Source organism: Shewanella atlantica (assembly GCF_003966265.1).
Lineage (GTDB): Bacteria > Pseudomonadota > Gammaproteobacteria > Enterobacterales > Shewanellaceae > Shewanella > Shewanella atlantica.
On sequence record NZ_RXNV01000002.1, the window covers coordinates 194,988 to 217,482 of the forward strand.

A 22,495-nucleotide genomic window follows, 5' to 3' on the forward strand; every position below is an offset into this window, starting at 1 on the left:
CTAACGCTCAAAGCCATCATAGAGAGCTTCCATATTTTAAAACACCAGACTCGTTATCCTTAGAGGAAACGACTCGATAAAGCCTGTATCCCAGTCATTATATATATTTCTTTCATCTCTGTTCGAGTATACAGATTCCTTATTTCGGTGTGATGAATGTGTTTAATTGTAAGTAAAGGTAAAACAACTTGATGCTGTGTTGCGCATGGGTAAACTGTCATATATCAAAAGAAGTAGTGCCTTGGAAAGTTAATGAAAAAAATAATAATAATGATCATTTTGGCCTCCGTGGCCTGGTTTGCTTATCAGGAATTTTATCCCAATTCCCCCTCCCAAATAAAAAAGGCCAGGCCTATTGCTAATGTTGTTGTCGCTAAAGCTTCTATGGAGCCAGTCAGGGATGAGGTGGAAGCGCTCGGCACCAGTAAAGCCTATGAGTCAATAACTGTGACCCCTAAAGTTACCGAGGTGGTGACACAAATTAATTTCGAAGATGGTGACAGTGTTGAGAAAGGGCGTCTGCTCGTCCAGTTACAAGATAGAGAGCAAGTTGCCAGAGTCACGGTAGCAAAGGTACGCGTGAGTGATCATAAGCGAGAATTAGAACGGATCCGTTCGCTTGTTACCAGCCAGACGATTGCTGAACTGGAAAGAGACAGACTGCAAACATTAATTGATACCGCGAAAGCGGAACTTGTCCAGGCGCAGTCGGCATTAAAGGATCGCACCATTACAGCCCCCTTCAAGGGCCGGTTAGGGCTTCGACAAATCAGCGTAGGAAGCCTGGTTTCTCCGGGAACGGCTATCACTACGTTGGATGATATTTCGATAATTAAGTTGGATTTTTCTGTCCCTGAGCGTTTTTTACAGTCTTTGGCGATAGGTAAAAATGTGGAAGCCACCGCGGTAGCATTCCCCGATGAGCTATTTACCGGTCAAGTGGTCTCAATTGATAGCCGCGTTAACCCAACGACTCGAGCCGTGACGGTACGCGCCGAGATCGCTAATGCCAAACATCGACTCCTACCCGGGATGCTGATGAAGGTTAAGTTAATCAAGGAGAGCAGAGAAGCCCTAATCTTACCCGAGTCAGCCATTATCCCAATTCAAAACAGACATTATGTCTATCTCGTGAATGAAGAAGATGTCGTGACTAAGAAAGAGGTGGAACTTGGACTGAGAAAACGTGGCTGGGTCGAGGTACTTAACGGGGTCGAACTGGGTCAGCAGGTGGTGATCCGAGGCATCCTCAAGGTAAGACCCGGTGACAAGGTTAAAGTCCAATTTAGTGAGAAGTTTAGTTTTTTAAAAGAAGCTAAGGTAGGGCCTACCGCATGATTTTAACTGATCTGTCGGTAAAGCGGCCTGTCTTTGCGTCTGTGATAAGTATTCTGCTTATCGCTTTTGGTCTTGTCTCCTTCGATAAGCTCCCGTTAAGAGAATATCCCAATATTGATCCACCTGTGGTATCGATTCAAACAAACTACCGTGGTGCCAGTGCATCTGTGGTCGAAAGTCGTATCACTCAGCTGGTGGAAGACAGGATCAGTGGCGTTGAAGGTATTCGCCATATTAACTCATCGAGTCGTGACGGGCGATCCACAGTTACCTTAGAGTTTGATGTCGGCAGAGACATAGAAGCCGCCGCTAACGATGTTCGTGACCGTGTCTCCGGTTTGCTCAATAATTTACCCGAGGAGGCTGAGCCACCTGAGGTACGAAAAGCAAATGGTGGTGATGAAGTCATCATGTGGTTAAATCTGGTGTCTGATCAAATGACGACATTACAGTTGACCGACTATGCACGCCGTTACCTGACTGACAGGTTATCTGTCATCGATGGTGTTGCTAATATTCGTATCGGTGGTGGTAAGGTCTATGCGATGCGGGTTTGGATTGACAGGCAGGCACTCGCGGCGCGGGATCTAACCGTTGCCGATATAGAAAAAGTGCTTCGTTCTGAAAATGTTGAGCTTCCGGCTGGCTCTGTTGAATCAAAGGAGAGACATTTCACCGTTCGTGTCGAACGTAGTTTTCGAACCGCTGAAGATTTTGCCAGTCTGGTACTCACCGAAGGGGATGATGGTTACCTGGTAACATTAGGCGATGTCGCAAGAGTTGAGATTGGCTCGGAAGAGGAGCGCATCACCTTCAGGGGGAATCGCGAAGCGATGATAGGTTTGGGTATTTCCAAACAATCCACTGCCAATACGCTGGATGTCGCCAGGGCAGCGAATGCGCTAGTCGATAAGATAAACCCGACATTACCTGCCGGTATGGAGATTAAACGTTCATACGACAGTTCAGTCTTCATCGAAGCCTCGGTCAAGGAGGTGTATCAAACCCTCTTTATTGCCATGTTCCTGGTGATTGTGGTTATCTATCTTTTCTTAGGTAGCGTACGCGCCATGCTGATCCCCGCATTAACAGTGCCTGTCTCGTTAACGGCAACTTTTATCGTGTTATACGCTCTGGGTTACACGATTAACTTGCTGACTCTGCTGGCCATGATCTTGGCCATCGGTATGGTGGTCGATGATGCCATCGTGGTATTGGAGAACATTCATCGCCGTATCGAAGAGGGAGATTCACCACTTAAGGCGGCTTATCTGGGGGCGAGGGAAGTCGCGTTCGCCGTTGTGGCTACAACGCTGGTGCTTGTTGCGGTATTTATGCCCATCACCTTCTTAGAGGGCGATCTGGGGAAGCTGTTTAAAGAGTTTGCCGTCGCTATGAGCGCGGCCGTGATCTTCTCGAGTATCGTCGCGCTGACTTTGAGTCCAATGATGTGTTCGAAACTACTTAAACCTGCGGGAGATGATCCCTGGCTTGTCAGGAAAGTAGATGCTGGGATGAACTATGTATCTGAACAGTATCAAGCCTTGGTTACTAAGCTGATGTGTTATCCGCTGGTCGTTAGCTCTCTGGTATTGATTGCCCTGGCTTGTAGTGCTTTCTTAGTCAAAGAGGTTCCTCAAGAGTTTGCCCCAAGAGAGGACCGGGGCTCAATGTTCCTCATCGTTAACGGCCCTCAAGGAGCGAGTTATGAATATATTGAGTCCTATATGGATGAAATTGAAAATCGACTGATGCCTTTAGTCGAGTCCGGTGAGGTTAAGCGTCTGCTTATCCGCGCGCCGAGAAGTTTCGGTCGTAGTGCCAACTTTTCAAACGGAATGGCCATCATAGTACTCGAAGATTGGGCTCAAAGAAGGAGTGCATTTGAGATCACCGGTGATATTCGTCGTCGGCTATCCGATCTCGCCGGAGTCAGGGCCTTTCCTGTGATGAGACAAGCCTTTGGTCGTGGTGTCGGTAAACCGGTGCAATTTGTGCTGGGAGGCCCGAGCTATGAAGAGATTGCAAGGTGGCGGGATATTATCCTTGAGAAGGCTAAAGATAACCCTAAGCTTGTGGGGTTAGATCATGACTATAAAGAGACTAAGCCACAACTCAGGGTCATTATCGATAAAGACAGGGCTGCCGATCTTGGTGTGTCCATATCCCACATAGGACGAACATTAGAGTCTATGTTAGGCTCTCGTCTGGTGACAACCTTTATGCGGGATGGTGAAGAGTATGATGTCATCATCGAAGGGAATCGGGATAATCAAAATACCGCATCTGATCTCGAGAATATCTATGTTCGTTCTGATCGGAATCAGGCGTTGATCCCTCTGTCTAACTTAGTCAGTGTCGAAGAGTTTGCCGATGCGAGTCAGCTGAACAGATACAATCGTATGCGCTCTATTACATTGGAAGCAAACTTAGCCGACGGTTACAGTTTGGGAGAAGCGCTGGATTACCTCAACGAGCTGTCGGCTACTTATCTGCCTGCCGAGGCGGTGATAAGCTATAAGGGACAATCACTCGATTACCAGGAATCTGGCAGCTCGATGTATTTTGTCTTTATTCTTGCACTCGGCATCGTCTTCTTGGTGCTGGCGGCGCAATTTGAGAGCTTTATACACCCTATGGTTATCATGTTAACCGTGCCCTTAGCCACACTCGGTGCCTTGGTCGGCTTATGGTTAACCGGACAAAGCCTGAACATTTACAGCCAGATTGGTATCATCATGTTGGTGGGGCTGGCGGCTAAAAATGGTATCTTGATCGTAGAGTTTGCCAACCAGCTCAGGGATAAAGGGCTCGAGTTCGAAAAGGCAATCGTACAGGCGTCGGCGCAAAGGCTACGTCCTATTTTAATGACCGGGATCACGACTGCTGCCGGTGCCGTACCTCTGGTATTGGCGCAAGGAGCAGGTGCTGAAACCCGATTTGTCATCGGGGTTGTGGTGTTATCGGGGATAGTGCTGGCAACAATGTTTACCCTACTTGTGATCCCAGTGGCCTATTCGCTATTTGCACGACATTCAAGCTCACCCGAAGCCGTGGCCCGCGAACTGGCCAAAGAGTTAGATATTAAGTAAGTCTTTAGGCTTTAAGCGTGCCGATAGCAAAAGGCCTGTCATTGAAACTGACAGGCCTTTTTAAATAAATAAAAGGTAACTCGTTAGCCTAACTGAATATCCTGGAAGCTATAAGCCTTCTAATTCTCAGGATAATAGACAGTTTTGGCACGCCTGATTTTGAGCATCTTATATTTTCTATGCTCCACCATAATTGATATTACCTCTTCAATATCATCAGTCAGTGTTAGTAATTCCAGATCTTCCGGTGAGATGAGTCCGTGTTTAAGCGGTTGAGCCGACATCCAGTCTAATAGTCCTTGCCAAAAATCTTTTCCAAATAAAACGATAGGTATGGGATAGATTTTATTGGTCTGCAATAAGGTCAGTGCTTCAAAGAACTCATCGAAGGTACCAAAACCTCCGGGCATACAGATATATCCCATGGAATGTTTGACAAACATGACTTTTCTGGCAAAAAAATAACGATAATTCAAGGAGATATTTTGATATGGATTAGGTGATTGCTCCATTGGGAGATCAATATTCAGTCCAACGGATTTAGCCATACACTCTTTGGCTCCTTTATTACCCGCCTCCATAATTCCCGGACCGCCACCTGTGATGGTGGCAAAGCCTTCTTGGGCCAGACGTCTCGAGAGTAGTTCCGCTTTCTCATAGTAGGTGTTGTCCGGAGTGACTCGGGCAGAGCCAAAAATAGATATGGCAAAGCCAAGATCTGAGAGGGCATCGATGCCTTCGGTGAATTCTGCGATAATCCTGAATAGACGCCATGACTCATCGCCTTTGAAATCATCAATCATAATTTATACTCGATAGCTCATTGTGATAGCACATTGGATAGAACAGCATCATGATGAATAGAGTGTCGACATAATCTAAGTCTAGGTCAGAGTGATAAAATTAGCAGGATTAACAATCTATTATTTATTTGTCACGGTAAAAGATTTATACCAATTGCACTAAATATCTGACCATTCAGCGGGATTTGAACAGAAAGTTTGGAAGGAATTGTTAGCCAGGAAGGGGATAAAAAAAAAGCTTACAGCCTGATTCTATAATAAGAATAAGCGATAAGCCTCTTTCCGTTCTTCTACAGTTGGAGGTTACTTGTCACTATTGATGTTTACCTGACGAGTTAAGCTCTGTATCTTTGTCAGACTTACTGTCGCTGAGTTTTTCAGCAGTACCGGCCTCATCTTTAGACTCTTGTTTAGGTTTAGATTTTGGCTTAACTTTATGGTCCTTGCCAAATTGAGGCATCTTATATTTGGCACTGTATTTCAAGACTGCAAGGTTACTTGCAATCACACCAATCACTAAGATGATGATGAGCCAGGTTTCAAGATCTGACATCGACACTCCTCAATATGCAAACAATCAATATATGAACGCGTTTAATCCACCGCTAAACGGGACTCACAGACTCGAATATCTTCAGGAGTATCGACTTCCGGAGAGTCAAAGGCACTGATAGCAACCTTGATTCTGTGGCCATGCTCGAGCGCTCTGAGTTGCTCGAGTTTTTCTAAATCTTCTAAACGTCCGAGCGGCATTTTAGCAAATGTGGAGACAAAGCTTCTGGTGTAAGCGTAGACACCTAAGTGTTTGTAAACAGGATAGTCGTTGGTATCTCTGCCGAACGGGATACGTGCACGAGAAAAATAGAGTGCATTAAAATCGTTATCGAATACCATTTTGACGTGCTTAGGATCGTCGAGTTCACATTTTTCTGTGATCTCAAAGCCTAAGGTTGCCATTCCAAATTCTCCCGGATGACGTTCAAACAGGCTGATGATCTGTTCGATCGAGATGGGGTCGATTAATGGCTGATCGCCTTGGAGGTTAACCACGAGATCATCATCTTTCAAGCCTAACTGCGTAATGGCATCTTCGATACGATCTGTACCTGATGCGGCGTCAGGATTCGTCATGACCACTTTCCCACCGAATCCTTCGACAGCATCTTTAATGCGGTCATCATCGGTCGCAACGTAGATAGCGGTTAAGCCTTTTGCCAAAGATGCACGTTCATAGACATGCTGGATCATTGGCTTACCGTTAATCGGCGCCAAAGGCTTGCCAGGGAAACGGCTTGAGCCATAGCGAGCTGGGATTAACAGAGTTACGTTCATTCGTTATACCTTTGGTTTACTTTTCAACAAGGGTTCTCTAATCGAAAAGAGTTTACTGATCGACAAGGATATATTTATAGAAAAGGGCTCGATTGGAGCCCTTATCACTTTGGAGACTAGATGCGACGGAACAGCTTAGTTAGCATCTCGTCGGTCACTTTATCTTCCCAACCTTCGCCATAAACGTTATCCCAAAGTGGTCCCATACTCTTGGTGACAGCAACCATTTTAGCGATAGTTTCATCCGGCAGATCTTTACAGATATTCTTAGGAAGCACGATATTGTGCTTGTCCATCATCTTACGGAACTCGGCAACCCCTTCCGGGTAGAACTCTTCGAGTACATCGAAGGCTAGACAGTTACCTATACCGTGATGGTAGCCTAAGACATAGCCCAGACCATAAGAAACTGCGTGACAGGCACCTACTTGGCTATACGCGATGCTCATGCCGCCCATATAGGAGGCCATCATTAACTTATCGGCTTTTTCTTCATGATCGTCGATGTAGACTTCACGACATAGATCCATAGATTTTTCAGCGAAAGCCTTGGCAAACTCGTTGAGGAAAGTCCCTTCCAGTGACTCAACACAGTGAATATAGCAATCCATACCTGTGTAGAACCATTGATCGGTTGGCACACCAGCAATGAGCTCTGAATCCATGATGATCTGATCAAATACTGTGTAGTCTGAGTTTAGACCCAACTTACGGACAGGACCACAAAGTACAGCAGTACGAGACGCTTCTGCACCTGTACCGGAAACGGTAGGTATACCGATATGGTGAATAGCCGGGTTCTTAATCAGGTCCCAGCCTTGGTACATCGCTGAACCGCCAGGGTTAGTGAGCATCAAAGAAACGGCTTTTGCTAAATCCAGTGTCGAACCGCCACCCAGTCCTACAACACTGACAGGTTGATTTTTGCTGAAAGCTTGAACTTGTTCAGTTAAGGCATCGACTTGCTTAGTCGTTGGCTCGTCGTCAACGTTTACATAGATAAGCAGATCATGGGCTTTAGCCGGGACACGACCACCAAGTGGCTTGTCTTGATGCACATCATCTACAAGAAATACGACGAAATCTTCTTCTACGGTACGCTCTACGCCTAAAACTTTATCAAGGTCGGCAAATGAACCACGGCCAAAAATCATTTTGGGTACGCATTTGAAATTTTTAAAACTCATTACAACATTCTCCGCTGAAATGTGATCACGCCTTAGACAAGCTAAGGCGTGGTACAAGTATGGGTTAATTAAGCAAAGGCTTTCTTAATATTCTCGATACGCTGTGCGATCTCTTCTTCAGTCCAGGACAGCTTGATCAACATAGAGATAGTACGGCTCATGATTGCATCAGATTTTGGTACCGACACGTTAGTATAGTCTGGACGGTCTTCAATTAATGTGATTGGCAGGGCAGAGCATGACTTGAGCTCTTGAATGTGCTTCCAGTTACTTAGGTAATGCCAGTTGTTTACATACCAGTAGAAGCAACCATCGACACCATTTTCAGCCAGTTTCTTGTTAATCTCTATGGTGCGTTCTTCAGTCGGCATCATAAAGGTCAGGAAACCAGCTGAATCACCTTCTTGATCCGGTAGTTCGCGGAAAGAGATGTCTTTGATACCGGCGATTGCGCTCTTGATGGTGTTCTTGTTTTTACGCTGAATGTCGATAATGGTATCGAGTTTACGTAACTGAGCCAGACCCATGGCCGAGTTCATCTCAGAGATACGGAAGTTCAAGCCCATGATAGGGTGATCTTCGGCGCCACGGTCGTTGCCAACATGGTCATGACCATGGTCGGAGAACATGTGAGAATTTTTGTAGATGGTTTCGCTGTTGGTGATCACTGCGCCGCCTTCACCACAGGTGATGGTTTTAACAGAATCGAATGAGTAGCAGCCTACGTCGCCGATCGTTCCAAGAGCCTGACCTTTATATGTGCCGCCAATTGCCTGACAAGCATCTTCCAAAAGAACAAGGTCATGCTTTTCACATACAGCCTTAATCTTGTCCAGCTTGCCCATAGAACCGCACATATGAACTAAGTTAACCGCCTTAGTACGTGGGGTGATGGCAGCTTCAATACCTTCAGGAGATAGGCAGAGAGTCTCATCTATCTCAGCAAAAACGGGAACCGCACCGGCCATAAATACTGCTTCTACAGAGGCAACAAAAGTGAAAGGAGGAACGATAACTTCGTCACCAGCACCAATACCTGCTGCGGCTAATGCCGTTTGAAGAGCTGCGGTACCGCTTGATAGAAGGTGCGCGTGCTTAACGTTCATCTTTTCACACAACAACTGCTCCATTTCACGCGTCTTCCAACGATCATTACGCATATGATCGAAGTTATAACGGAAAGTGAAACCGTTCTCCATAACATCTGCAACTTCCTGCTTCTCTTCAGGACCAAATAATTCAAAACCAGGCATGGAAATTTCCTTAGAATTCGCTGCGCTTATTTGCGCGAGAAATAAAACATAACTAGAGGATTATAACTGGGATGGGCGGAAAACTGCGATGTTTATTAAGGATTATTTAGCTTATTTCGACATTTTTTTCTTTGATAGTATAAAGCGTGTACTAAAGGCCCTTAAATTTGGGGGAGTTTAAGGGCATTTCATTTTTGATGTTAAAGTGCCGGCTGTTGAAAATGTTGAGCCTGGGGCGGTATAGGTAATACACGCCCCTATTGGCAATAAGCAAACAACATTAAGTTTTTAAGCTTGTGGTTTAAATTTATCGTTATCGACAGTCACATCGAGATCGGATAGTAGCCCGTTTTCAATACTGTAGATCCAGCCATGAATGGAGACGTTTTCCCCTCTGGCCCAGGCATCTTGAACTATATTGGTGCTACTGACGTTGCCAACCTGTTCGATGACATTTAGCTCGCAGAGACGATCAAACTTCTCTTCACCATCAAGTTTGTCCAGCTCATTACTGTGAAGACGGTGAATATCTCTGATATGGCCAAGCCAGTTGTCTATGAGTCCGAGTCTCTCAGTGCCCATAGAAGCCTTAACGCCACCACAGCCATAGTGTCCAACCACCATAATGTGTTTAACTTTCAGAACTTCTACGGCATATTGCAGGACAGATAGGCAGTTCAAGTCTGTGTGGATCACCATGTTGGCTATATTTCTATGAACGAACACTTCACCAGGCATTAAGTCGATGATCTGGTTGGAGGGAACGCGGCTGTCGGAACAACCGATCCATAGGTATTCGGGGTTTTGTTGAGTCGCGAGCTGTTCAAAAAAATCAGGTTTCTCTTTAACGATACGTTCAGCCCAGCGGCGATTATTCTCAAAAAGGGGAGTTAGTATTTTCATTTTTCTCAACAATTCAGTAATTAAGAGTATTCCATATTGCAGATGGATAATAGCATTGAAATACACCTTGGGTGGTCTATTCAGTAAAATACCCAATTAATATTAATTAAGTATTAATCTCTTTACTCAGTTGTTAAATAGGTTCTCGCCAGGTTAAGCGTTTAGAGGGGGCGGATCACTGTCACCGACAGCCCATTAGCTGGCTGAGTCGCAACACATCGTTTTTATAGAATCATTTTTCCGTGTAAATAGATAGCCGATAGAGTGAGTCATCAGTTATGACTCACTCGGATGTTAGCCGTAAGGTTTGGCTAAGGCTTGAGATGTTTATTAAGAAAGTTTGAAAGCTGCTCGTTAATAAAATCCGGTTGTTCCAGGCTAGAGATATGTCCTGCATTAGGAATATGAATATATTCACTTCCATCGATGGCGTCATGCATCAAGTATCCCTCGAGCACCGGACGGACACTGTCTTCGACACCAGTCATAATCAGACAGGGAAGGGTGAGTTTTTCTACCTCTTCCATGGTATCTCGTCTGCCGAAGATGATCTTGCCTAATCTAAATAGTGTTTCGACAAGCTCGGGATTTAACTCCGCAAGAGATTGTTTAAAGTGAGCAAACAACTCGGGTGTATTTTGAGCTGCATCTTTAGCAAAAAACAACGGGGCGATCTGTTCGATCAAAGGTGCTGGAACACCTTGACTGGCTTTAATGATATCGAGCATATTGTAGTACTTGGTGCGCGATACTTCGGGCTCAAAGCCAATAAAGCAGCCCATCATTACGAGTGTGCTTACGCGTGTCGGTGCTTTTAATGCCAGCTCCGCGCCCCACATACCTCCTACGGATAAGCCAATGACCGAGAACGCCTCTATCTTTAAGTTATCCATGAGGGTGAGCATCTGATCGGCAATATGCTGTAGAGAGTGTGTGCTGTCAGGGATCGGGTCTGAATCACCATGACCCCATAGGTCGGGAACAATGCAGCGATAGTGTTTTGAAAGGTGGGCGAGTTGAGGTGCCCACATCTGTGAATCCCAAAGATAACTATGACCAAATAAAAGTACCGGCCCCTCGCCAATATCTAAATAGCTAAGACGTTTGTTATCTACTGTTATCTGATTTCGATAGGAAGAAAAGTTCATATTTCCTGCTGTGATAAAGTTTTGATTAATAATAAATTATATTTAATTATAGCTGATTGGGGGGAGGAGCAATAGTATAGACATATTCTTCGACAAGAGAATCAATTCTCGCCATGACCTCGGTCTTAAGTTCCAGATCAGCTTCATTCAGAATCTGCTTTAATACATCAACATCGAATACCCTGAGAATGTCAGATGAGACCGGGTAATAACTCAGATGCCAAGGTTCGGCGCTCACTCCACTTAATCCTTCCTGGAAGGGGAAATAGAAACCAAAATCGCCCGCGTGTTTAATCAGCCATTGATGCAGGTTCCCGCAGGGGCCTGATGAGAGATATTCTGATGACACCAGCTGTAATTGATTAAGTTGGATGCTATTTGCATCATAAACATCGATATCTGTGCCCCAATGATGCCTGGATGTCCCCGGTAGTGCAGACCAGAGCATGATGAGCTCAAGGATCTCTTTGTCACTCTTGTGCTTTAACTCGACGGGTTGTGAGTCTTGGTCGAGGACAGTTCGTTTACCCTGTGCTTTATCATTCCAGATTTTCAATTGCCTTGAAAAGTCCCGGTAGCCTGAGCAAACCTCGATTTTTATGCCACCCCGGCTCGCCGCCAACGCCATCTGCCCGAGGGCTTTAGCGGTTTCTCTCTCTAAAAGATGGCCTTGATAATCAACGAAATCGGCATGTACAAGGCCATAGGGTGATGTCGTCGTTGTTAGCAAAGTAGTTTTTCCAAAATGACTTCATAACAAAGGGCGAGCTGTTCGAGATCGGCGACTTTTACACATTCATTTACTTTGTGAATGGTCGCATTAACAGGACCAAGTTCAATGACATGAGCACCTGTCGGTGCGATAAAACGTCCATCTGATGTGCCGCCGGTGGTTTGCGGATCGGTATCAGTGCCCGTCACTTGCTTTATTGCATCACGTGTAGCATCGAGTAATGGGCCCTCACCGGTGAGGAAAGGTAGGCCATTAAAGATCCAACTAATATCATAATCCAGTCCATGGGCATCGAGTATGTTGAGCACTCGCTTAATCAACTCTTCAGCGGTTACTTCAGTGGAGTAGCGGAAGTTAAACATCACCTCCAGTGACCCCGGAATAACATTTGATGCGCCGGTACCACCATTAATATTGGCAATCTGGAAACTGGTTGGCGGGAAAAATTCGTTGCCATTATCCCACTTCATACGGGATAACTCATCGAGGGCTGGCGCTGCGTTATGAATCGGGTTATCGGCCAGGTGAGGGTAGGCCACATGCCCTTGGATGCCATTAACCGTTAAGTTTCCTGTTAAGCTACCTCTGCGGCCGTTTTTAACGATATCACCCAGTTTATGGGTAGAAGATGGCTCACCGACTAACGCCCAGGTTATTTTCTCGTTACGGGCTTCAAGGGTATCTATGACCCGAGTTGTGCCATTGATAAATGGCCCCTCTTCATCACTGGTGATTAAAAAGGCGATTGAGCCGTTATGGTCCGGGTGCTTATCTACAAAACGTTCGGTGGCAACCAACATTGCAGCGAGTGAGCCTTTCATATCCGCGGCGCCGCGGCCGTGGAGGTACCCATCGATAACGACGGGATCGAAAGGGGGAGTATGCCAGCGGTTCAGATCGCCAACGGGAACCACATCGGTGTGACCCGCAAAACAGAAAACGGGCCCGCTATTACCACGTCTCGCCCACATGTTAGTTGTATCATCAAATACCATGGATTCGATGTCGAAGCCTTTTGCATTCAACCTGTCGGCCATCAGTTTTTGGCAGCCTTCATCCAAGGGTGTGACAGATTCACGTGAGATTAGATCTTGGGCAAGGGTTAATACTTCCTGACTCATAGGTTAAACCACGCTTTATATTCGGCTTCTTTAAAGCCAACCATCACTTTATGATTCGTGACCAAGACCGGCCTCTTGATCAGTGTCGGATGTGTCAGCATCAGCTCGATAGCCTTAGTTTCGTCAATATTAGATTTATCTTCATCGCTGAGGTTTCTATAGCTGGTGCTACGTTTGTTGAATAGTTTTTCCCAACCTAAATAGGCCGCCCAGGCTGCCACTTGATCTTTAGTCAGGCCATCAACACGAAAATCATGGAAAGGAATATTAAGATCGTTGGCTTCAATCCATTTGCGGGCCTTCTTGACCGTATCACAATTTTTAATGCCGAAAAGCGTCAAGGTGTTTTCTCCGATTATGGCATATTGAGTACGCCAGGTAGGTGATTGTCGTTAGTCTTATTCATGCATTGTGTCATTGCCTCATTGATGTCTCAAGTTCTGTTAGCGTGAATAGCTGAACTTTTTTCATGAAGAGATGAAGCGAAGAGTATTTTGTCGGCGGATAAGCCGCCAGCGATGTAATGAGTAGAAAGTGGAGAATGAAAGCGGTTTATCTGGTTAATAGGAATAAACCGCCACAAGTGTCAGAGTTCTACAGAAAAAATGACATCTTTGCCCGCATCTATGGAGCCCTGGCGTTTATCGAGTGAGCGTATATCTTCCATATTTGCGAGTACCACTGGGGTGAGCAGGCTCTCTACCTGCTCTTTTAGGTATGCGAGGTCGAACTCAAGAATAGGCTCACCCACTTTTACGACTTGCCCCTCTTCGGCGAGACGTTTAAATCCATTACCTCGTAACTCTACCGTGCCTACACCGAAATGGACAAATAGTTCCAGTCCTTGAGGTGACTCTATGCTAAAGGCATGATTAGTTTCGAATATTTTTCCTATGGTTCCATCGATGGGAGCGACGATCTGACTGCCTTTTGGATTGATGGCTAAGCCATCGCCGACAATTTTTTCGGCAAAAACGACATCGGGAACCTTCTCAATGGCGACAATTTCGCCTGAAACGGGAGCAAAAACATCAATTCCGCCAACCAGGTTGGTTTGCCCCGACACTAAACGTCTTATACGGCTTAAAAATCCCATTTTTATCCCCTAGTACAAATACTGCTATTCGTTTTAATTTTTATTCTTACTAGCATACTGAATAATCTTCTCTAGTAACAGTGCGATACATAATGATTTAGTTCATCTATGCGTTGTATCAATAATGCTTCTTCACTGCATTTGATATAAGCCGCAAGTTCGTTATTACAAATTGTCGATTTAAGTTCCAGTAATGAGTTTAAATTAACACTTAATTCATCGATTCCCATGCCAATAAGGATAGGGGCGACGAGTGGGTTACTCGCCAGTTCGCCACAAAGCGAGACAGGAATATTCGCCTCTTTAGCGGTATCTATAGTCATCTTAATCAGCTTTAAAATTGAGGGGGATAAAGATGGGTAGATTTTGGTTAAATCGGGGTTAGTTCGATCTGCGGCCATAGCATATTGAGTAAGATCATTGGTCCCGATACTGATGAAATCCAGAAGTGGTAACATGGAAGCCAGATTTAACACTGCCGAGGGGGTTTCAACCACTATTCCATAACTTAGCTCGCCGAATCCACGCTCTTCATCAATCAGCTCAGTTTTACACTCCTCAATCATTTTAAAGAGCAGATCTAACTCCTCAACTTGATTTATCATCGGAAACATCAACCTGATAGGACCATGGTTAGCGGCGCGGAGTATCGCCTTTAATTGGCTCTTAAGTAGGTCGGTATGAACGAGGGAGTACCTTGCACCGCGAAAACCCAATGCCGGGTTTACTTCTTGAGGCAGAGAAAGGCAGGGTAGTTCCTTATCTGCGCCGATATCAAATGTTCTGATGGTGAAAGTTTTGCCATCGAGCAGTTGTACCGCATCGCAATAAAGACCGTATTGCACATCTTCGCTGGGCATCTGGCTCGCGTTCATTAGCATGAACTCAGTCCTGAATAATCCGATACCATCGGCACCCACATCAGAAAGGTGGCTTATTTCACTTAAAGATCCAACATTGGCCAAAAGTGAAACCTGATGTTTGTCGCGTGTTTCAGTCGGGAGGTCTTTAAATTTTTGTAATCTGCTTTTTCTTAACTTATCTTCCGACCCTATCCGTTCTAAACGGTTAATCACCTCTTGGTCTGGGTTGATATGCAGGTAGCCGGATAATGCATCGAGTGCGATTTGTTGATTATTTGTCAGTGCTTCGTCGAAATCGCAACTGAGCAGTGCCGGGATCCCGGCGCTTCTGGCCAAGATAGCAGTGTGGCTCGTGAGACCACCGGTTTTCAGTACTATCCCATTGATCTTATCTAATGGCAGTGTTGCAAATTCGGCGGGGGTCAGGTCTGTGGCGAGTAATATTGTGGGGTAAGTTAGGTTTTCAAGATCATGTTCTATGCTGCCGTTAATTGCGGCGATTAACCTACTCCCGAGGCAGAGGACATCTTCAGCTCTGTTAGCCAGATAAGGGTCCTCCATGGCTAACATCTGGTTGGCCTGTTGAGCAAAAACTCGCTTGACAGCGACACTGGCGGTAAATTGTTGCTCGCCTATGCTGGTTAGCAGTTGATGAGTTAACTCTTCATCTTCGAGTAGTAAAATATCGGCTTCAATCAGTTGGTAATTGTCACAATCCGCTTCGAGTCGGTGTAATCCGGACTGTAATAACTGCAACACTTGCTCGATAGCATGAGATAATTTTATTTGTTCCGCTTTTACTTTGGATAAAGGAAGGAGTTGGTAGTCTAATTCAGTACTGTGTTGATGCAGTATTCTCGATTGGCCAAATGCGATTCCGGATGAAACTACAATTCCCGAAGTGGACATACTCTTTTCCTGTATCAGACAAGTTACAGTGTAATATACGCAAACTCCTTCAAAGTGCAAGATTCACTCTGTTTGGGGAGTGTGCGTATATGTTGTAGAGCCGAGAGTTTGAGAGTCAGGCAAGCATGTTTTTTTGGTTTTCGAAGTAAAGTTTTTAGATGGAGGAGAGAGTCTGTTAGCTGAGCGTTATTAATAGTTCAGATACTTTCTCAACAGCTTGCTCCGCTTGAGGACCATCAGCCAGTACTTTTACTGTCATGCCATGGTAGAGGCCTAAGGTTTGTAACTTAAATAAGCTTTTAGCACTTGCCTGTTTACCATTACATTCAACCAGCACATCGCAGTCATAGGTTCTGGCTTCTTTGACAAGCAGCGCCGCCGGACGAGTATGAATACCATGTTTGGCTGTAATTGTGACCGATTTTTCATACATAGAAGTAACACTCATAAATTAGGATGAAGGGGGTAAACTAATATTCAGTGATCTGATAGTTTTTCTTTTTTAAGGCTGTGATAGCTTTAGATAATTTATCTTTTTTAACTAAGATATAATCGGTATCGAACGTCGAAATAGCAAAGATACTAATGTCTGCATCGGCTAAAGTTCCCGATACGCTGGCAAGAATACCCGTCATAGAGAAGCCTAACGGGCCTATCACTTCGATACAACGCCAGTTACTCTCTTCCTCGAGACTATCGAGGTTAAGCTCTGCAGGAACGACCACGGATAACTCATCTTTGGTTTTTCCGACAAAAAACATATCTTGCTGGAATATCTCAGTAGCAATCGAAGCGTCAGGGCTGAAGCTATGAATGCTATAGAGTTGAGAATGAACGGCTAGTGTCATTCGCGCCATGGCTATCAGTTACCTAAATTGAGGATGGGGTGATATACCATCAGCTTACCACACTTTATGAGGCAGGTTGGGGGCGAATCGCCCCCATCTTAATAAACAAAATCTAAAACTTAAGCAAATACTATAACTTAAACTCTAAATTGGCTAAGCGTCTGTGCGGTGTCCTGACTGATATCCTGCAGGGAAACGGCTGCACAACGATTGCTCTCGTTTGCCTGTACCGAAACCTCAGTGAGCTCGGTAATGCTGCAGATATTTCGGTTAATCTCTTCGGTAACCAGAGATTGCTCTTCGGTGGCGCTGGCAAGCTGGGTATTCATATCACTGATATGGGCGATAAGCTCTAAAATTTCCCCTAACGCATCTCCGGCTTCTCTGGCTTGTGACTGCAGCTGAACTGAGGTTTGTTGTGTGTCAGCGTTACTCGTCATTACCGAAGATACGCCAGTCTGTATCTCGGTTATAATTTTTTGAATTTCATTGGTAGATTCTTGAGTACGTGTAGCCAAAGCCCTGACTTCATCGGCTACAACCGCAAAGCCTCTGCCATGTGCTCCGGCTCGGGCGGCTTCAATGGCTGCATTGAGTGCTAGAAGATTGGTCTGTTCGGCGATGCCTCTGATCACGTCCAGAATACTGCCGATCTGCTGTGAAGATATGCCTAAGTTATGAGTAATTGACTCTGCAGTTTGCAGCGCATTGACCAAGTCTTCCGAGTTTGACACCGTCAGGTCCATCATAGATTTACTTTGCTGAGCCTGGTTTTTTACGCTGTTAGCGGAATCTGCAGCCTGTTGAGTATTACTGGCCATCTCTTGGGTTGTAGAGAGCATCTGATTGATAGCTGTAGCAACGCTGCTCGTTTCTTGATGAAGATTATCGACGCTCACATTTGTCTCCTCGACGGATGCGAGTAAACGATCTGCATCTTGATTCAAACTTGAGCCGAGTGGCTTTAGAGCTCCGACAGTGTTGCCAATCTTTTCAACGAAAAGATTAAAGGCGATAGCGAGCTCGACCACCTCATCATTGCCTTTTGTCGGCAGACGTTTCGTAAGATCGCCTTCGCCTTTGGCAATATCTTCCATAGCTGCAATGGCTTCTTTTAATGGCGTGCTGATGGAGTGGTTGAGCACGAGGAAAAAGGCAAATATTGGTGCGGCAATCAAGGTCATGATGACCAGATAACCGGGAAGCAGTGAGAAAGTGGCGTCGTTAATGTCGCTCATGTAAGCACCCGTTACCAACGTCCATTGCCAAGCAGGGTAATATCTGGCTTCAAGCATCTTCTCTTCTACGGCACCTGATACCGGGTTTTTAAAGGAAAATGTCTGTTTAGAAATAGAGTCTCTCTGAGCTTCATTTGTCATATCTGACAGCGTGATATGACCGTCTTGAGCCCTGATAACGTCAGCAGTTTGACCAATAAGTTTTGGAGATACGCCATGGGAGATAATGTTATTGTCAGAGTTAATAAGGATAAAAAACCCGTCTTGACCAAAGTTTATTTTATTAACTAAATTTGCCGCTTCCTGTTTGGCTTCATCTAAGGTGATTTTACCTTCGAGTGCCTGTTGTCGATGGGCCTCTATAACACTGAGTACAGTACTGAGCTGTGCATCGTTTTGAACCCATTTCTGTTCAATCAGGTTATTTCTTTGTTCAATGATGGAGAAACTGGCGAACACAAATGTGCCGATAGCTGCAAGCGCTAACATCAAGATTAAACGGTGGAGTATAGTGAAACGTCTGAGTATGGCTATCATAGATATCCTTTCTAATAATGGGCGTATCAACAGGAGAAATATACCTTGGAAGAGAGTGTAATTGAATGATTTACTGGTGATTTCGGACTCTTTTATCAAATATTAGAGCTTGTTCACTTTATCGGAAAAATTATATATTTATTCATTAAAGTTCTATGACTTTGTCTGTTTTACTGAGTTAAGTTGCACGTTGGTGCATGAATGGTGTAAGGTCAAGCTTTACCCTTAAATTACAGGTGCTTAGCTTTTGTTTGTGATTTGCTTGTTTAGGGATTGTTTAATATGTTGTTTTAGCTTTGATTTTTTGTGCGTTTGAGCGCAAAATTAAACATTGTCTTTTTTTGGTTTAGCCCATGAATAAATCACCTCAAATTGTAAGCTCTGACGATATCTTATTGAAATTGTGCCACTCAGTATCTCACGTACTATCGAGTACAACCGCGAGCCAAATTTCTCATGCCGCGATGGTTCAAAGCATCACACGTACCTGCTTGAAACCTGATCTAGGTTGCTTTTCTATTTTCGATGGTGGTTTTTCCGGTCTGGTTGTTATTAATTTCTCGGCACCAGCTGCGATTGAGATCTACCGCTCATACATGCAGCAGATGGGAATGCCTGAAGCTGAGTTAGCCTTCTCTCACACATCGGACGAAGTCGGTGATGTGATGGGGGAGTTGATGAATCAAATTTTGGGTGATTTCATCAGCAAAGTGAATAAACAGCTTCAAACATCTATTCACCAGAGTCAGCCAAAGATGTTGACGATCAATAAAGAGCTTACTATCTCGATTGACACTAACTTAGATGAAGCCGTGGCGAGAAGAGTGTCGTTTAAAACTCAAAACAATCATATTTTTTATCTTGAATTTGCTATGGATAAAACAGAGTTTATCAAGTTAGATGAGTTTGATGCCGAAGATGAGTTCGATCCGGATGATCTTTTGGCTGAACACGGTAACAAGCATGAGAGTAAGCCTGAAGCATCTCCGTGGACACAGGCTGCGAGTAAAGAGGTGGCAGGTGATGATGCGGATGATCTACTTAACGAGTTGGGGATCTAGCCCTGTGGAGTAGGCCACATCTTGACAACCATGACGGCACTTTTACTTAGCACTTATATTCACTTAGCACTTATATTAGTGCAGGTGTATTAGTGCGGGTGCCGTCACATTCATTTTTATCTCATCGCGTACGTCGATTAGCTTGAATTAACCCCGGCAAGTTGTTGTTAAGAATGTGCGTACTGCAGATTTTGACTTCTTAGACAGTTGCTGCATTAAGCGAAAGCTTGGTGATGCTATCTGATAGTCATCTTGCATATCCTCAAGCATTTTAAGCCAGAGTTTAGCCGTGACCTCCGAATCAGCGAGTGCCCGGTGAAAAACGCCATCATTTTCAATTTGCTTATATTCGACTAACCCGCCTAACTTATGATTCGGGGCCTCTTGATATAGGCGCCTGGCTATCAGCATAGAGCAGGCAAATTCACCGCTATATGATCTATCAATGACATCCAGCTCGGCATCGAGAAATCGCTTATCGAATGACGCATTGTGAGCGACTAAGTTGTCGTTGCCGATGAAATCTGCAAATTGAACCATGACTTCACTGCAGCTTGGTGCTGAATTCAGCATGGCATTCGTTATGCCCGTATAGCCTTCGATAAAACCACTGATTCTGAAGCCCGGATTCATTAACTCTTGAAATGTATCGACGACAATCCCGTCTTGTAATTTTACCGCCCCAATTTCAATGGCACGGTCACCTTGGTTAGGGGAGAGACCGGTGGTTTCGAAATCGAGAACGATGACTGAGCTAGCTGAGCGACTTGTCATTGGAGGATAACCTTACTTTTACATTAACTATAAAAATACAGAAATAAAAAACCCGCGATTAACTCGCGGGTTTTTAAAGGTTTAGCTTAAAAAGTAGCTAAATCTAAGTAATCAAATAACTTAGATTACTTCTTAGCTTCACGCTCTTTAACTTCAGCGATAACTTTTTCAGCAACACTGTTTGGACATGGTGCGTAGTGTGCGAATTCCATAGAGAATTGGCCACGACCAGATGTCATAGTACGTAGTGAACCGATGTAACCGAACATTTCTGATAACGGTACGTCAGCCTTGATACGAACACCAGTAACACCAGCCATCTGATCTTTGATCATGCCGCGACGACGGTTAAGGTCACCAATAACATCACCAACGTTGTCATCTGGGCTGAATACGTCAACGTTCATGATAGGCTCAAGAAGTTGTGCACCGGCTTTAGGCATTGATTGACGGAAAGCGCCTTTTGCAGCGATTTCGAAAGCAATTGCAGATGAATCCACGGCGTGGAAAGCACCATCAGTTAGCTCTAGTTCAACGTCTAGTACAGGGAAGCCAGCAACAGTACCGGTATCCATCATAGATGCGAAACCTTTCTCAACTGCAGGCCAGAATTCCTTAGGTACGTTACCACCAACAACTTTAGAGCTGAAAGTGAAACCAGTGTTTTGCTCACCAGGACGGATAACGTAATCGATCTTACCGAACTGACCAGAACCACCAGATTGCTTCTTATGTGTGTAGCTATCTTCAATTTCTTTAGTGATAGTTTCACGGTAAGCAACTTGAGGCTCACCAACAATTAGGTCAACGCCGTAAGTACGCTTAAGGATATCTACCTTAATGTCCAGGTGAAGCTCACCCATACCTTTAAGAATAGTTTCACCTGAATCTTCGTCTGTCTCTACGCGGAATGATGGATCTTCTGCAATCATCTTACCGATAGCGATACCCATCTTCTCTGAACCACCTTTATCTTTAGGTGCAACAGCGATAGAGATAACTGGCTCTGGGAATACCATAGCTTCAAGAGTACAAGGATTCTTAATATCACACAGAGTGTGACCAGTTTGCACGTTCTTCATACCAACGATAGCGATGATGTCACCGGCTTGTGCGTAATCAAGTTCGTTACGCTCATCGGCTTGCATCTCAACCATACGGCCAACACGTTCAGTCTTACCAGTGAACGAGTTAAGGATGGTGTCACCTTTGTTGATCTTACCTGAGTAGATACGTACGAAGGTTAGGGCGCCAAAACGGTCATCCATGATTTTGAATGCAAGCGCTTTAAATGGCTCATCGATAGCAACAATTGCGTGCTCGCCAGTCTCGTTACCTTCTTCATCAGTAAGAGGCTGTGGATCAACTTCAACTGGGTTAGGTAGGTAATCAACAACAGCATCAAGAAGAAGCTGCATACCTTTGTTCTTAAATGCAGAACCACAGTATGTTGGGAAGAAAGCCATAGTACGTGTACCAGTACGGATACAACGCTTGATATCTTCCATAGATGGCTCTTCACCTTCCATGTAAGATTCCATCAGATCATCGTCCTGCTCAACAGCAGTTTCGATTAGCATCTCACGGTACTCTTCTACAAGCTCAACCATGTCAGCTGGAACGTCTTCAATCTTGTAGTTCTCAGCTTCGCCAGACTCATCCCATACCCATGCTTTACGAGTAAGTAGATCAACAACACCGCTGAACTCATCTTCGATACCGATAGGAAGAACCATAACTAGTGGGTTAGCCGCTAGTACGTCTTTAGTTTGCTTAACAACACGTAGGAAGTCAGCACCCATACGGTCTAACTTGTTTACGAAGATGATACGAGCAACTTCTGATTCGTTCGCATAACGCCAGTTAGTCTCTGACTGAGGCTCAACACCACCAGAACCACAGAATACACCAACACCACCATCAAGGACTTTAAGAGAACGATAAACTTCAACTGTGAAGTCAACGTGGCCAGGGGTGTCAATAACGTTAAAACGGTGATCGTTCCAAAAACAACTTACAGCAGCAGACTGAATGGTAATACCACGCTCAGCTTCCTGTTCCATGAAGTCAGTTGTAGATTCACCATCATGAACTTCACCGATCTTATGGATCTTACCGGTAAGCTTAAGAATACGCTCTGTTGTGGTGGTCTTGCCCGCGTCAACGTGAGCGAAGATACCAATGTTTCTGTACTTTGATAAATCAGTCATTTTTCTACTCTATTGGAGTTACGTTCTAAAATTCGGGGGGAAGTATATC

The 22,495-nt window shown here is 44.7% G+C and carries 20 protein-coding genes; 3 read left to right on the forward strand and 17 right to left on the reverse strand.

Annotated elements, in window-relative coordinates; translation table 11 throughout:
• Window positions 1–252 precede the first annotated feature (252 nt).
• Both EKG39_RS06130 and EKG39_RS06135 read left to right on the forward strand, forming a co-directional pair.
• Window positions 253–1,338 carry an efflux RND transporter periplasmic adaptor subunit gene (locus EKG39_RS06130; RefSeq protein ID WP_126504874.1) on the forward strand — a complete coding sequence of 362 codons (1,086 nt, stop codon included), beginning with the start codon at window positions 253–255 and terminating at the stop codon, window positions 1,336–1,338.
• Window positions 1,335–4,430 (forward strand): efflux RND transporter permease subunit, encoded by a 3,096-nt coding sequence (locus EKG39_RS06135; RefSeq protein ID WP_126504875.1) that lies wholly within the window; start codon window positions 1,335–1,337, stop codon window positions 4,428–4,430. Before EKG39_RS06130 ends, EKG39_RS06135 begins: the two co-directional genes overlap by 4 nt.
• A gap of 119 nt (window positions 4,431–4,549) precedes the next feature.
• Here the strand turns inward: EKG39_RS06135 and EKG39_RS06140 are convergent, their stop codons facing one another.
• The 15 genes from EKG39_RS06140 to EKG39_RS06210 all read right to left on the reverse strand — a co-directional run bounded on the left by EKG39_RS06140 (window position 4,550) and on the right by EKG39_RS06210 (window position 18,401).
• Window positions 4,550–5,233, reverse strand: a complete 684-nt coding sequence (locus EKG39_RS06140) for an LOG family protein (protein ID WP_126504876.1) — start codon at window positions 5,231–5,233, stop codon at window positions 4,550–4,552.
• 313 nt (window positions 5,234–5,546) lie between these two features.
• Entirely contained in the window at window positions 5,547–5,786 is a 240-nt protein-coding gene (locus EKG39_RS06145; RefSeq protein WP_126504877.1) for a DUF2897 family protein, read from the reverse strand.
• Window positions 5,787–5,827: 41 nt separating this feature from the next.
• Complete coding sequence (gene kdsB / locus EKG39_RS06150; RefSeq protein ID WP_126504878.1) at window positions 5,828–6,565, reverse strand: 8-amino-3,8-dideoxy-manno-octulosonate cytidylyltransferase KdsB; 738 nt, start codon at window positions 6,563–6,565, stop codon at window positions 5,828–5,830.
• Between the two features lie 116 nt (window positions 6,566–6,681).
• Complete coding sequence (gene kdnB, locus EKG39_RS06155) at window positions 6,682–7,752, reverse strand: 3-deoxy-alpha-D-manno-octulosonate 8-oxidase KdnB (RefSeq protein WP_126504879.1); 1,071 nt, start codon at window positions 7,750–7,752, stop codon at window positions 6,682–6,684.
• A gap of 68 nt (window positions 7,753–7,820) precedes the next feature.
• Complete coding sequence (kdnA, locus tag EKG39_RS06160) at window positions 7,821–9,005, reverse strand: 8-amino-3,8-dideoxy-alpha-D-manno-octulosonate transaminase KdnA (protein ID WP_126504880.1); 1,185 nt, start codon at window positions 9,003–9,005, stop codon at window positions 7,821–7,823.
• Window positions 9,006–9,293: 288 nt separating this feature from the next.
• Window positions 9,294–9,908, reverse strand: a complete 615-nt coding sequence (gene can, locus EKG39_RS06165) for a carbonate dehydratase (protein ID WP_126504881.1) — start codon at window positions 9,906–9,908, stop codon at window positions 9,294–9,296.
• Between the two features lie 311 nt (window positions 9,909–10,219).
• Window positions 10,220–11,056, reverse strand: coding sequence for an alpha/beta fold hydrolase (locus tag EKG39_RS06170; RefSeq protein WP_126504882.1), 837 nt, complete (start codon window positions 11,054–11,056; stop codon window positions 10,220–10,222).
• A 46-nt stretch (window positions 11,057–11,102) separates the two neighbouring features.
• A complete protein-coding gene (locus EKG39_RS06175; RefSeq protein WP_126504883.1) occupies window positions 11,103–11,786 on the reverse strand; it encodes a M15 family metallopeptidase in 684 nt (227 codons plus the stop codon).
• Window positions 11,780–12,910, reverse strand: a complete 1,131-nt coding sequence (dapE, locus tag EKG39_RS06180) for a succinyl-diaminopimelate desuccinylase (protein WP_126504884.1) — start codon at window positions 12,908–12,910, stop codon at window positions 11,780–11,782. The genes EKG39_RS06175 and dapE overlap by 7 nt, the downstream gene beginning before the upstream one ends.
• A complete protein-coding gene (locus EKG39_RS06185; protein WP_126504885.1) occupies window positions 12,907–13,251 on the reverse strand; it encodes an ArsC family reductase in 345 nt (114 codons plus the stop codon). The genes dapE and EKG39_RS06185 overlap by 4 nt, the downstream gene beginning before the upstream one ends.
• 245 nt (window positions 13,252–13,496) lie before the next feature.
• On the reverse strand, window positions 13,497–14,006 hold the full coding sequence (gene crr / locus EKG39_RS06190) for a PTS glucose transporter subunit IIA (protein WP_126504886.1): 510 nt from the start codon (window positions 14,004–14,006) through the stop codon (window positions 13,497–13,499).
• A 71-nt stretch (window positions 14,007–14,077) separates the two neighbouring features.
• Window positions 14,078–15,778 carry a phosphoenolpyruvate--protein phosphotransferase gene (gene ptsP / locus EKG39_RS06195; RefSeq protein ID WP_126504887.1) on the reverse strand — a complete coding sequence of 567 codons (1,701 nt, stop codon included), beginning with the start codon at window positions 15,776–15,778 and terminating at the stop codon, window positions 14,078–14,080.
• 175 nt (window positions 15,779–15,953) lie between these two features.
• On the reverse strand, window positions 15,954–16,211 hold the full coding sequence (locus EKG39_RS06200; RefSeq protein ID WP_012142758.1) for an HPr family phosphocarrier protein: 258 nt from the start codon (window positions 16,209–16,211) through the stop codon (window positions 15,954–15,956).
• Window positions 16,212–16,248: 37 nt separating this feature from the next.
• Window positions 16,249–16,635: an ACT domain-containing protein gene (locus EKG39_RS06205; protein ID WP_126504888.1), complete on the reverse strand. Its 387-nt coding sequence runs from the start codon at window positions 16,633–16,635 to the stop codon at window positions 16,249–16,251.
• A 128-nt stretch (window positions 16,636–16,763) separates the two neighbouring features.
• A complete protein-coding gene (locus EKG39_RS06210) occupies window positions 16,764–18,401 on the reverse strand; it encodes a methyl-accepting chemotaxis protein (RefSeq protein ID WP_126504889.1) in 1,638 nt (545 codons plus the stop codon).
• Between the two features lie 353 nt (window positions 18,402–18,754).
• Here EKG39_RS06210 and EKG39_RS06215 point away from each other — a divergent pair, with 353 nt between their 5' ends.
• Window positions 18,755–19,462, forward strand: a complete 708-nt coding sequence (locus EKG39_RS06215) for a DUF3334 family protein (RefSeq protein WP_126504890.1) — start codon at window positions 18,755–18,757, stop codon at window positions 19,460–19,462.
• A 147-nt stretch (window positions 19,463–19,609) separates the two neighbouring features.
• Here EKG39_RS06215 and EKG39_RS06220 read toward each other — a convergent pair whose 3' ends face one another.
• Together EKG39_RS06220 and fusA are read right to left on the reverse strand one after the other, a co-directional pair.
• Complete coding sequence (locus tag EKG39_RS06220) at window positions 19,610–20,236, reverse strand: 3'-5' exonuclease (RefSeq protein WP_126504891.1); 627 nt, start codon at window positions 20,234–20,236, stop codon at window positions 19,610–19,612.
• 125 nt (window positions 20,237–20,361) lie between these two features.
• Window positions 20,362–22,446: an elongation factor G gene (gene fusA, locus EKG39_RS06225; RefSeq protein ID WP_126504892.1), complete on the reverse strand. Its 2,085-nt coding sequence runs from the start codon at window positions 22,444–22,446 to the stop codon at window positions 20,362–20,364.
• Window positions 22,447–22,495: the final 49 nt, after the last annotated feature.